Below are 13206 nucleotides of genomic sequence, written 5' to 3' on the forward strand. Positions count from 1 at the left end.
TCATGAAAAAACTATATTTCTTATTTTTCTTTTGTATGAATTTGACAACATCATATTCACAAAAAATAAATGTTAAATACGGAGTTGTGGATGTTTACGAAAATTTCAAATCAACAAAAGTAAGTCCAAGAAATATTAGTGTTTGGCTTCCACAAAATTATACTCCCAAAAAAAAATATGCTGTTTTATATATGCATGACGGACAAATGCTTTTTGATTCGACTCAGACATGGAATAAACAAGAATGGGGTGTTGATGAATGTGTGACAAAATTGATTCGAGAAGGAAAAATAAAAAACACAATTGTTGTTGGTATATGGAACTCCGGTGAAAACAGACACCCTGAATATTTTCCTCAAAAACCTTATGAAAATCTAAATAAAAAAGACAAAGCAACAGTAAATGAAGCTTTACTTCAATCAGGAAGAATAAATACTGTTTTTGAACCATTTTCTGATCAGTATTTAAAATTTATTGTTGAAGAAGTAAAACCGTTCATTGATACTACTTATGCCACGCTACAAGATCAAACCAATACATTCATAGCGGGATCAAGCATGGGTGGACTTATTTCGTTGTACGCTATATGTGAGTACCCAACTATTTTTGGTGGAGCAGCTTGTCTCTCTACACATTGGCCGGGAATTTTTCATACCGAAAACAACCCTATACCTGAAGCATTTTACACCTATCTAAAAGAAAAACTTCCAAAAGCTGAATCGCACAAAATATATTTCGATTATGGTACTGCCACTTTAGATGCAATTTACGAACCGCTACAAAAAAAGGTAGACGAAATAATGTTTACCAAAGGATTTTCTAAAGAAAACTGGACAACACTTAAATTTGAAGGTGAAGAACACTCTGAAAATGCTTGGAAAAAAAGGCTACACATTCCTTTAGAATTTTTATTAAAGAAATAAAGGCCTGGATTAATTTAGTGTTTAATCAATATTATCTTTTAAAAAAAAGTTATTAAAAAGTAGTGTTAAAAAAATATATCATTAATCGTAAATTCAATACTGTTTATTGTTAATTTAGTTAACGAAAATTCAACAAACTATTCGCAGTATGAAAACTTTATTCAACAGGAATTCATTTCTATTCTACTCATTAATTATTTTTCTTTTTTCATGTGAAATTAGTACCGCTCAATTGGCTGTTCCGTTTAAAGTGAGGTATCAATCTTATGTTAAAGGAGATATGATTGTTATTTCCAATACTATTGTTAATCGTGTTGAAAACAGGACTCTTTCTTCCGAGCCGTATAATGACCTTTCTGATATTGCAAAGTTGAATGATCAATTTGAAATGAACTACATTGATATCGATAACGAGCCCTCAACGTTTAGTTCTAGTTCTGCTACACTAAACCTAGTTAACTCATCGTCAAAAAAAATTAAATATGCAGGATTATATTGGTCAGCCACCTATAAATATGATTCTGGAAGCAGAGACAAAAAATGGAATTACATAGCTACTGACGCAAACCGAACAAGTGTAAACGAAATAAAACTAAAATTACCAGGGCAAAATGATTATTTAGAAATTACCGGAGAAGTTATTTTTGATGGTTTAAATAAAAAAGGTTTCCGAGAAAGTGCTCCCTATGCTGTATATGCAGATGTAACCAATGACATACAATCACTTCAAAATCCAAATGGTGAATATACTGTTGCCAATATTCGTGCTACTCAGGGAATTATAAGCGGAGGTGTGGCAGGTGGTTGGACATTATTTATTGTATATGAAGATGAAACAGAAACAGGAAAATTCATTACTTCATTTGATGGTTTTGTGGGAATAACTGCAAGACCGGTTGAAATTTTATACTCAGGATTTAATACCTTACCCGAAGGAAAAGTGAATGCTAAATTAGCCGGATCCGTCTTAGAGGGAGACCGAAATTTAGTTGGTGATCAATTAGAAATTAAATCAGGAAATAGTAAAAACTATTCTTTAATAAGCCATCCGCTAAAACCTGTTGACAACTTTTTTAATAGTACCATCGTAATTAACGAGTCCTATTTTGAAAATAGAAAGCCAAATAGTTTAAATACATTAGGCTATGATACTTTTCAAATTCCAATTGACAATGAAAACAATACGGTTATCCAAAATAATTCTACTAATGTATCACTAAAATTAAAATCTTCCGGAGATCGATACAGTATGTTTTTTAGTGCTTTTAATGTAGAGGTGAAAGACCCGTTAAAAGAAATAGAATCAACTCTTGTAGTAGCAAAGGAAAAAATCGAAACTCCAAAACCGGTTGGCAATAATCCTGAAGCAGTGGTTATGGGTAATCAAAAAAATGATTATACAGAAGAGAAAGAAGTCAATAATTCAATTCCTAAAAAAGAGACTGTCTTGGAACAAGCTATCGGTACGATTCAATCACAAAACGAAATAAATAAAACAACAGATATAGCAAATAATAATCCAGTTATTGAGCAAAAAACACCAATCACTCCAAAACGAACTTTTTTTAGCATTCGTGATATGATTAAAGAAAGTGAAAATTTAAATGCAGCAATTCCAGAAACAGATACAAACAAAAGAATCACTGTATTGCCTGGGCCTGATGTATTAATACCTAATCAACCCAAAGGTTATTATTTGGTTGCTAACGTTTTTGCCAAACCAAACAACGCTGAACGATTTGAAACTCTTCTTAAAAACAAAGGATTGGATGCTCAAATTTTATATAACCCTACTACAAATTTCAAAAGTGTATACATTGGAAAATTCAGTAATTGGTCTGATGCAATCAAATTTTACTATTCCAATGCAGAGGGAAAATATTTCGGAGAATTATGGATTATGTTAGTAAATACTTCAACCGGAACAATCTTATAAAACGATAAGTTATTAAAACAAAAAATCCCTTTTAAAAAGGGATTTTTTTATGTTTTGAAATAGCTTATTTTGTTCTATTAGCATACTTGCTTTTGAATTTATCAATACGTCCTGCCGTATCGATAAGCTTAGATTTACCTGTATAAAAAGGATGTGATGTTCTGGAAATTTCCATTTTAAACACCGGATATTCAACTCCTTCGTGTGTAATTGTTTCTTTTGTTTCAACAGTAGATTTAGTAATAAAAACATCTTCATTAGACATGTCTTTGAAAGCAACTAATCTGTAATTTTCTGGGTGAATTCCTTTTTTCATTTTGTATAAATCTTTTTCTTATTAATGGCTGTACTTCATTTTGCGGCTTTTCAGCGAGAAAAGGTATAAATGTTATACAACTTTTTATTTATTTTATTTTAAGTGTGCAAATGTAATTAATTTTATTCAATTAACAATTATGTTCTAAAAAAATATTCAAAGTTCGTTTTTTACTGAAAAATGTAACATTTAATTGAATTTAATTACTAATTTTAGATAACCAAAAATATACATTATGGAAAACCAAAACCATTCTATTAAAAGTTTAATTCTACTTTACGGAACAATTTTAGCCGTTGTTTCAATCCTTATTTCAGTAGTAAAATACACAATGGGTAATCATTTAGAAAGAAATGTTTGGGAAAGCATTCTTGGAATTGCCTTAATGATAGCCCTAACGGTCTATCCAATCATGTTGTTTAAAAAAGGAAACAATGGTCTATTAAATCTTAGCCAGTCTATTAAAATTGGCTTAGGCATTGCTGCTGTGGCCGGAATTATTTCTATTGTTTATTTCTTTGTTTTTGCCAACTACATTGAACCGGAGTTTGCCAAACAAGTAATGGATGCTCAAATGAGTGAAGCAGTAAAACAAAACCCAAATATCTCGTCTGCCGATTTAGAAAAAGGAAGAGAAATGGGACAAAAGTTTGTTATGCCTATGTTATACGGAGGTATCATTGTTGTTAATTTATTTTTAGGATTTATCATTTCGCTTATTGCAGGATTGGCAATGAAAAAAGAATAATTTTTGGATACTTCTTCGTATTTTTGACGTTTCTTAGAAAAGTTATATGAATATATCAGTAGTAATACCACTACTCAACGAAGAAGATTCGCTCTTAGAACTGCATTCTTGGATTGTTCAGGTAATGAACAAACATAATTATAGTTACGAAATCATTTTTATTGATGATGGAAGTACAGATAGTTCATGGAATGTAATTGAGTCACTATCAAATCAAAATCAGAACGTAAAAGCTATCCGATTTCTGAAAAACTTTGGTAAATCGCAAGCTCTTCATGCCGGATTTGCAAAAGCTCAGGGAGATGTAGTCATCACAATGGATGCCGATTTGCAAGACAATCCGGAAGAAATACCTGAACTTTACGACTTAATTTTAAATCAAAATTTCGATTTGGTTTCCGGTTGGAAGAAAAAAAGATATGATTCCATCGTTTCCAAAAACTTACCATCCAAATTATTCAATTGGGCAGCCCGAAAAACATCCGGTGTTCAATTGAATGATTTTAATTGTGGATTAAAAGCTTACAAAAATCTAGTCATCAAAAATATTGAAGTTTCAGGTGAAATGCATCGTTACATTCCGGTTTTAGCCAAAAATGCCGGTTTTTCTAAAATTGGAGAAAAAGTGGTCAAACACCAAGCCAGAAAGTACGGAGAAACTAAATTTGGAATGGAACGTTTTATCAATGGTTTTCTAGATTTAATTACCATTTGGTTTTTATCCCGATTTGGAAAACGACCGATGCATCTTTTTGGAGCATGGGGCGTTTTAATGTTTATCATCGGATTTTCAACGGCGGGTTACATCGGAATTTCAAAATTATACCGATTATATAATGACTTACCTTATGATTTAGTCACTAATAGTCCGTATTTTTATATCTCATTAACCACCATGATTATTGGATCACAATTATTCTTAGCCGGTTTTTTGGGAGAAATTATTTTGCGAAACAAAGAATCAAACGAAAATTATAAAATTTCAAACAAATTAAATATGAATTAAAATACGCAAAGCCATTAAAATTATTAAACGCCAAAATCATGAAATTAGAAATTATTCAACAACAAATTATCGAGTTAAGAGGTCAAAAAATAATGCTCGATTTTCATTTAGCCGATTTATATGAAATAGAAACCAGAACTTTAAAATAAGCTGTTAAACGAAATAGAGATAGGTTTCCAAATGACTTCATGTTTGAACTAGATGAAAGTGAAATTGAATATTTGGTGTCACAATTTGTGATACCATCAAAAAGTAAACTAGGCGGAGCCAAACCTTTTGCTTTTAGAGAACAAGGTGTTGCCATGCTTTCCAGTGTTTTAAATTCTGATAAAGCTATAGCCATCAACATTGCCATCATGCGAACATTTGTTTCATTAAGGCAATTTGCTCTAAATTATAAAGAACTAACTAAAAAAATAACCGAAATAGAAAAACAGTTTCCTGATATTTATAAAATTTTAAATTTTTTAATGGATAAAGAAAAAACGGTTACAATCAAAGAAAGAAATAAAATAGGATTCAAAAAATAAACACCATGTATATTCCTGATAATATTCTCAAAAAGGTAAATGAGTGGTTAACTCCAACCTTTGATAACACTACACAAGAGGAAATTAAAAAAATGATGACTTCTTCTCCTAAAGAACTAGAAGAGAGCTTTTACAAAAACCTTGAATTCGGAACCGGAGGAATGCGTGGTATCATGGGGGTTGGCACCAATCGAATTAATAAATATACTCTTGGAAAAAACACACAAGGCCTTTCTAACTACCTTAAAAAAGCTTTTCCAAATGAAGAACTTAAAGTAGTCATCGCCTATGATTGTCGTCATAATAGCGATACATTGGCCAAAGTGGTTGCCAATGTTTTCTCTGCCAACGGAATCAAAGTTTTTCTTTTTGAAGAATTACGCCCAACTCCGGAGTTGTCTTTTGCTTTAAAACATTTGAATTGTCACGCAGGGATTGTTCTAACGGCTTCGCACAACCCACCGGAATACAATGGATACAAAGTATATTGGCAAGATGGCGGACAATTAGTACCACCACAAGACGAAGAAATCATTGAAGTTATTGAGAATTTGGCGTATGATGAAATTAAATTCGAGGCCAACGAAAGTTTAATCGAATACATCGGAGCAACAGTAGATGAAGCTTTCTTTAAGTCAACCGTTGAGAATGCAAGTTTTAATACAGCAACATCTTCAAAAGAAAATTTAAAAATTGTTTATACTTCTTTACATGGCACATCCATCAAAGCAATTCCTGCTGTATTAGCAAAAGCAGGTTATACGGATGTAAATATTGTAAAAGAACAAGAGGTTCCGGATGGAGATTTTCCAACCGTAAAATCACCAAATCCAGAAGAACCGGAAGCCTTGACTATGGCTTTGGCTTTAGCAGATAAAAACAATGCAGACATTGTCATTGGTACTGACCCGGATTCGGACAGACTAGGAGTCGCCGTTCGTAATTTGGAAGGTAAAATGACTTTATTAAACGGCAATCAAACTATGGTTATTATGACTGCCTTTTTGTTGGAACAATGGAAACGTCAAAGTCGATTAAAAGGTAATGAGTTCATAGGTTCTACGATTGTTTCTACGCCAATGATGCTAGAATTAGCAACTGCCTATGGTGTAGAATGTAAAGTAGGCTTAACGGGCTTTAAATGGATTGCTAAGTTTATTAAAGATTTTCCGAATCAAAAATTTATTGGCGGTGGCGAAGAAAGTTTCGGTTACATGGTAGGTGATGCTGTTCGCGATAAAGATGCGGTGGCCGCTACCCTACTCGTTTGCGAAATTGCCGCACAAGCCAAAGCCGCCGGAAGTAGTTTATATCAAGAATTATTGAATTTATATGTCGACCACGGATTCTATAAAGAATACCTTATTTCATTAACTAAAAAAGGTATAGAAGGAGCCAACGAAATCAAACAAATGATGATTGATTTACGCGAAAATCCATTGAAAGAAATTAATGGTCAGCGAGTAGTTTATATTGAAGATTATGAAAATTCAATCGCCAAAAATCTAATTTCAGGTGAAACTGAAGTACTTTCTATTCCGAAATCAAACGTATTGATTTACTATTTGGAAGATGGAACTAAAATTTGTGCAAGACCCAGCGGAACAGAACCAAAAATAAAATTTTATTTTAGTGTAAATGAACCTTTGAATTCAATAGAGAATTTCAAAAAAACAGAAGCTCATTTAGATCAAAAAATAAAAAATATCGTGGCAGAAATGCAGTTAAACTAATGGATGAAAATTTAAAAAAAATAATTCCGTTTCTAAAACCATATAAAACCAATGTGGTGTGGAATATTATTTTCAATATTCTTTATGCACTTTTTAGCACACTTTCATTCATCTCCTTAATTCCGATGTTAGATGTACTTTTTAAAGATGCAGAAAAAGTTATTGTAAAACCAAAATTCACTTCAATTTGGGAAATTACTAGTTTTGGAAAAGATTATCTATATTACTACATAACCAAGTTAACGGAGGAAAATGGTGCTCAATATGCGTTATTGTTAGTAGTTTGCATCGTTATTATTACCTTTTTATTGAAAAACTTGTTCAATTACTTGGCCTTAAATCATTTGTTATTGGTTAAAAATGGCGTCTTAAGAGATTTAAGGAATAAAATGTTTGACAAAATTATCGACTTACCGGTTTCCTACTATTCTGAAAAACGAAAAGGAGATGTAATGGCGAGAATGCTAAACGATGTAAATGAGGTAAAAAATTCGTTCTTTTCCATTTTAGAATTGGTTGTCAAAGAACCTATGACTATTCTGTTTACTATTGGTGCGATGGTTGCCATTAGCTTTAAACTAACGCTTTTTGTGTTTATATTCATTCCTGTTTCCGGATTCATTATTTCAAAAATAGGTAAAAGTCTTAAATCAAAATCTAAAAAAGCTCAAGATGAAAATGGTTATCTCATTTCAATTGTGGAAGAAACATTAGGTGGTTTAAAAGTAGTGAAAAGCTACAATGCAGAACAAACATTTACGGCAAAGTTTAATGATTCAATTCAACGATTATACAGAATTACGAATAGTATTGGTAAAAAAAATAATTTATCCTCTCCACTAAGTGAATTTATGGGTATTTTAGTAATTGCAATTTTACTTTGGTACGGTGGAAATATGGTTCTGGTTGATAAATTAGCCAATGGAAGCCCATTATTAGAAGGCTCTAAGTTTCTTGCCTACATGGGGTTAGCCTATAACATTCTCACTCCGGCCAAAGCTATATCAAAAGCTTCCTATCAAGTCAAAACAGGTTTAGCTGCCGCCGAACGTGTATTTGATGTTTTAGAGGTAGAAAATACAATTACTGACAAACCTGATGCAGTGCAAAAAAATTCTTTTGAAGAAAGTATAACCATCGAAAAAATCAATTTTAAATACGAAGATGAAATTGTCCTAAAAAATTTCTCTTTACAAATTCCTAAAGGGAAAACGGTTGCATTGGTAGGACAATCCGGTAGCGGAAAAAGTACGATTGCCAACTTACTCACACGCTTTTATGATGTGAATGATGGCTTCATAAAAATTGACACAACAGATATCAAGGATTTATCCATGCACTCGTTACGCAATTTAATGGGATTGGTCACGCAGGATTCAATTTTGTTTAACGATACTATCAAGAATAATATTCTTTTAGGAAAACAGGATGCAACTGATGAAGAAATTATTGAAGCCTTAAAAATTGCCAATGCGTATGAATTTGTAAAAGATTTACCAAACGGAATTCATACCAATATTGGTGATTCAGGAGGTAAATTATCTGGTGGTCAAAAACAACGTCTTTCGATTGCTCGAGCTGTTTTAAAAAATCCTCCTATTATGATTTTGGATGAAGCTACTTCAGCTTTGGATACGGAAAGCGAAAAAATGGTACAAATTGCTTTAGAAAACATGATGCAGAACAGAACTTCTATCGTTATTGCTCACCGCCTGTCTACTGTCCAAAAAGCAGATGTGATTGTAGTTATGCAAAGAGGTGAAATAGTTGAACAAGGAACACATGAAGAATTATTAACTAAAAACGGAATGTATTCTAAATTGGTAATGATGCAATCACTTGAATAAATTTAATAATCAATGTAATGACACGAATAACTTTTACAATAATTTTCATGTTGATTGTTGGAATTTTTCTTTATATGATGGCACATTTTGAAAAATTGGACTTGATTGGAAAATTTAGCTTTATACTCATTTTAGTTGGTTATACTGTCGGACAATATTCAACAAAATTTCCAAAAGAAAAAAATAATCGAATAATCCAACAATCTAAAATCTAAAAATCTAAAAATCCAAAATGTTCGTCCACAATCCAACAATCAATCTTCCCGAAGACACAAACACCATCGTTTGGAAATACTTGGATTTATCTAAATTTTTGGATTTGTTACTTTCTAAAAAATTATTCATGTCTCGGTCAGATAAATTTGAAGACCAATATGAAGGAACGTTTAGTGAACCTACTTATGAAGAAATTCGAAAAATAGCCGAAAACAACCCTAAATTTTTAAGTTATTATAAATCACATCGTGAAAAAATAGTTATTAGCAGTTGGCATATTAATGAATACGAATCGTTTGCCATGTGGCAAATTTTTACCAAAAACAACGAAGGTCTAGCTATTCAATCAACCGTGAAGCGTTTGCAGGAAGCTTTAAAGCCGGAACGAAAAACTGAACAATTTATTGGAGAAGTAAATTACATTGATTACAAGAAAGAATATATTCCGTTTGAAGATACCTTTTTCCCGTTTTTGTTTAAACGAAAAAGTTTTCAGTATGAAAGAGAAGTTCGTATCATTTCTGATGTGACACAAAACAAAATAACCATCAATGATGGTTTAAAAATTGACGTTGATATTAACCAACTGATTGAACGCATTTATATTCATCCCAAATCGGAAAACTGGTATAAAAACTTGGTTATTCAGTTGATGGAACAACTCGGATTTAATTTTACAATAGAAAAATCAGATTTAGAAAGTGATATTCTGATTTAATTAAATGGTTTGTATTCATTTAATTTCCATTCGGCATCCATTAAATCTACAAAGTAATAGAAAACGGCATCGTCCTTATCAAAATCACCGTTTTTGTTTGAATCTTGAATCGTTCTAAAATACAACCGGTTACTTACTTCTATTAAATTCCAATCGATTAACTCTTGAAAATCGGGAGATATTTTTTTAAAATTTTCTCCGGAAATATTACTGATGTAGAGTGACTTAATATCATTAGCATCTAATTTTCCGTCACGGTTGGTATCCATATCTGAAATCGAATAAACCAAAATCTCCTTTTTTGATTTTTGAGTAAATGTATTTAAATAAGTAGCTGTTTGAATGAGTAATGATTTATCTGTTAATGGTCTGGAATGGACTGAATCAATATGTTGGATATAAATATTTTTTAGAAAACCGGTAATTTCATAGCGATTATAATTGGAAACCGCATAACTCACTCTACCCGTACTTGAAGAACCATAACTAGAATTTGCTTTAGAATCATATACTCTTACCTCTCCAAAAGGATGAAGTAAATAAGACGTTCCTTCCATGTGAACCGGGAGATCGGCTACTTTTATTTGGGTTGTATCAATTTTATTTACAACCTTTAGTGTAGGCTCTTCATATATCACTTTGGGTTTTTCTTCTTCACGTTCTTTACAACTGAATAAAACCAAAACCACTGCTAAACAATAATTAGAAAGAAATCGCATAGTCAAAAAGTTATCTTTCAAAGATATAAAATAAATCTGATTATAATCTAGCGGTTATCTTCAAATTAAATACCCTTGTAGTCATATAATTAGGCACACCGTATTGAGTTTTGGTGTAAACATCACGCACCCAAGTGTTTGTTATTGCATTCTGGTTATTGAACAAATTGAATATTTCTAAACCTAATGATAAATCTTTAAAACGTTTTAACCAATGGCCATCAGGTCTGACTTTGTTTTTTTCTGTTAAAACATACTGAAATCCTACATCTGCTCTACGGTAATCACGCAATCGAAGTTGATAATCGTATGGGTCAGCATAGGAAGGCGAACCACCGGGCAACCCTGTATTGTAAACCAAATTCAAATACATTTTTAAACTTGGAATGTTCGGTACATAATCCTGAAACAAAACTCCAAATTTCAAACGTTGATCGGTTGGTCTGGCGATAAAACCTTTGTCTTGATAGTTTTCTTCGGTTTTTAAATAGCCAAAACTAAACCATGATTCTGTGCCAGGAACAAACTCACCGTTTAAACGCATATCTAAACCATACACATAAGCTTCTGCTTCATTATCTGCAATGTAGCGAATACGAACATTATCTAAGGTATACGTGTTAACATCAGTCAAGTTCTTATAATACAATTCACTAACCAATTTGAATGGTCTCTCCCACATTGTAAAACTATAATCATTACCCAACACAAAATGTATAGATTGCTGGGCTTTCACATCAGGTCTTACTTGACCGTCAAATCCACGAAGTTCTCTGTAAAATGGCGGTTGATGATATAAACCTCCCGAAACTCTGAAAACCATATCTTTTTTCCATTTTGGTTTAATAGCAAACTGTGCTCTCGGACTAAAAACCATTTGACTCTTTCCGTCTAAATCATCACCGGATACCTGCCATTGATGCATCCTTACACCGGCATTATACCAAACTTCACTGGAACCTAAATTTGATTTTCTACTCCATTGAGCATAACCTGAAAAACGATCAATCGTTGTGAAATTAGTGGCACGGACACTTTGAAAAGGAACTAAAGGACCAACATAAGGATTATAAGGTTGGTCATTTACCGGAAAATCGCGTGGCGGATTAATGGAAAATCCGGCAGAATCAATTACTTCCCACTCCACTAACCGATCGCGAATATCTTCTTTGGTATATTTTATTCCCCATTCAAAAGCATTTTCATTGAGTTTGTGAAAACCCTTCACTTCTGTATTGATAATTAATGCGTCTAAATCGTTTCGCCCATGATTCAATTGTGTTCCGATACCCCTGTTAAAACGCACATCGCCAAAGGTTTCCGAGCCAATATTGCTATCCACTTCTCCCAAAAAATAAGCAGCAAAAATATCAAAATACTCTTGCTCTTGCGTGTGATAAGCTGATCCGATGAACTTTAAAGTATTGTTATCATTAATGTTATAGGAAGTTTTAAATGCTCCAAACAAGGTTTGATATTGGTCTTTTTCCTGTCCTTCATAAAAAATTTGTAAAGCAATAGGTTCATCAATGGTTCCAAAATTAGTTTGACGCGTCAAAGGCTCAAAACTGTATTTATTTTGAGAAACGTTACCTAAAAACCCAAATTGCCATTTCGTATTGGGTGTAAATGTTAAATAGGTTTGAACGTCCGTAAAAGTTGGTCGAAAGTTAGATTCTGTTTCCTGACTATTCACCAACAAACTATTATCTCGGTAACGAACACCTGTGATATTAGCCCATTTCTGGTTTTTACTCACGCCTTCTACGGTTAAACTTCCTCCCAAGAAACTCGCTTCTAAAGCAGCAGCGTAGCGGGTTGGCGTGCGGTACGTAATATCTAAAACAGACGATAATTTATCGCCGTATTTGGCTTGAAAACCTCCGGCAGAAAAGTCGACATTTTGTACCATCTCTGTATTCGTAAAACTTAATCCTTCTTGCTGACCGGAACGAATTAAAAACGGACGATAAATTTCAATTTCATTGACATAAACAAGATTTTCATCATAATTTCCTCCACGAACGGAATATTGTGTACTTAATTCATTGTTTGAATTGACACCCGGCAACGATTTTAATATGTTTTCAACCCCTGCATTCGCTCCCGGTATAGTTCTGATAACAGCTGGTTCAATAGCTGTAATCCCTTCTACCCTTTTTCTGTTTCCGGCTGTGACAATAACTTCGCCTAACAAATCTTCGGCATCACTCATTTGAAAATTATACTCAAAATCTTCATTTGGTTTTAATTCTAATCGAAGTGTAGCTTTTTTCAAAGATACGTGTGTAAAAACCAATGTAATTTTTTGATTGGCAGGAATCGATAAGACATAAAAACCATTCACATTGGTAGTTGTTCCTTTATCTTGATAATTGATATTTACACCTTCGACCGGATTATTATTTTTATCTAAAATGATACCTTTGATTCTGGCTGTTTGAGCGATAGATGAAAAAGCGATGCAGAAAAACACCAAAACGGTACTGATATATTTTGTTTTCAAAAAGATGA

At 32.7% G+C, this 13206-nt stretch carries 10 protein-coding genes and 1 pseudogene; 8 read left to right on the plus strand and 3 right to left on the minus strand.

The features are described from left to right. Positions 1 to 2 precede the first annotated feature (2 nt). Together R2782_RS01845 and R2782_RS01850 are read left to right on the plus strand one after the other, a co-directional pair. A complete protein-coding gene (locus R2782_RS01845; RefSeq protein ID WP_371266361.1) occupies positions 3 to 923 on the plus strand; it encodes an alpha/beta hydrolase in 921 nt (306 codons plus the stop codon). Positions 924 to 1071: 148 nt separating this feature from the next. Next, positions 1072 to 2859: an SPOR domain-containing protein gene (locus R2782_RS01850; protein WP_371266362.1), complete on the plus strand. Its 1788-nt coding sequence runs from the start codon at positions 1072 to 1074 to the stop codon at positions 2857 to 2859. 64 nt (positions 2860 to 2923) lie between these two features. Here the strand turns inward: R2782_RS01850 and R2782_RS01855 are convergent, their stop codons facing one another. After that, positions 2924 to 3175, minus strand: a complete 252-nt coding sequence (locus tag R2782_RS01855) for a type B 50S ribosomal protein L31 (protein ID WP_371266363.1) — start codon at positions 3173 to 3175, stop codon at positions 2924 to 2926. Between the two features lie 235 nt (positions 3176 to 3410). Here R2782_RS01855 and R2782_RS01860 point away from each other — a divergent pair, with 235 nt between their 5' ends. From R2782_RS01860 to R2782_RS01885, 6 genes and pseudogenes are all read left to right on the plus strand, one after another. Beyond that, positions 3411 to 3923 carry a DUF4199 domain-containing protein gene (locus R2782_RS01860; protein WP_371266364.1) on the plus strand — a complete coding sequence of 171 codons (513 nt, stop codon included), beginning with the start codon at positions 3411 to 3413 and terminating at the stop codon, positions 3921 to 3923. A gap of 46 nt (positions 3924 to 3969) precedes the next feature. After that, entirely contained in the window at positions 3970 to 4929 is a 960-nt protein-coding gene (locus R2782_RS01865; protein ID WP_371266365.1) for a glycosyltransferase family 2 protein, read from the plus strand. A 38-nt stretch (positions 4930 to 4967) separates the two neighbouring features. After that, positions 4968 to 5459 (plus strand): annotated as a pseudogene (locus R2782_RS01870) (ORF6N domain-containing protein). A 5-nt stretch (positions 5460 to 5464) separates the two neighbouring features. Beyond that, positions 5465 to 7192 (plus strand): phospho-sugar mutase, encoded by a 1728-nt coding sequence (locus R2782_RS01875; RefSeq protein ID WP_371266366.1) that lies wholly within the window; start codon positions 5465 to 5467, stop codon positions 7190 to 7192. Then, positions 7192 to 9039 (plus strand): ABC transporter ATP-binding protein, encoded by a 1848-nt coding sequence (locus R2782_RS01880; protein ID WP_371266367.1) that lies wholly within the window; start codon positions 7192 to 7194, stop codon positions 9037 to 9039. The genes R2782_RS01875 and R2782_RS01880 overlap by 1 nt, the downstream gene beginning before the upstream one ends. Before the next feature lie 232 nt (positions 9040 to 9271). Further along, entirely contained in the window at positions 9272 to 9973 is a 702-nt protein-coding gene (locus R2782_RS01885; protein WP_371266368.1) for a hypothetical protein, read from the plus strand. On the opposite strand, the gene R2782_RS01890 is transcribed toward R2782_RS01885, so the two are convergent. Further along, positions 9970 to 10692: a hypothetical protein gene (locus R2782_RS01890; protein WP_371266369.1), complete on the minus strand. Its 723-nt coding sequence runs from the start codon at positions 10690 to 10692 to the stop codon at positions 9970 to 9972. The two genes, R2782_RS01885 and R2782_RS01890, sit on opposite strands and share 4 nt — an antisense overlap. 40 nt (positions 10693 to 10732) lie before the next feature. Beyond that, on the minus strand, positions 10733 to 13198 hold the full coding sequence (locus tag R2782_RS01895; protein ID WP_371266370.1) for a carboxypeptidase-like regulatory domain-containing protein: 2466 nt from the start codon (positions 13196 to 13198) through the stop codon (positions 10733 to 10735). Between the last annotated feature and the right edge of the window lie 8 nt (positions 13199 to 13206).

The sequence above is a fragment of the Flavobacterium sp. genome (assembly GCF_041392085.1).
GTDB lineage: Bacteria > Bacteroidota > Bacteroidia > Flavobacteriales > Flavobacteriaceae > Flavobacterium.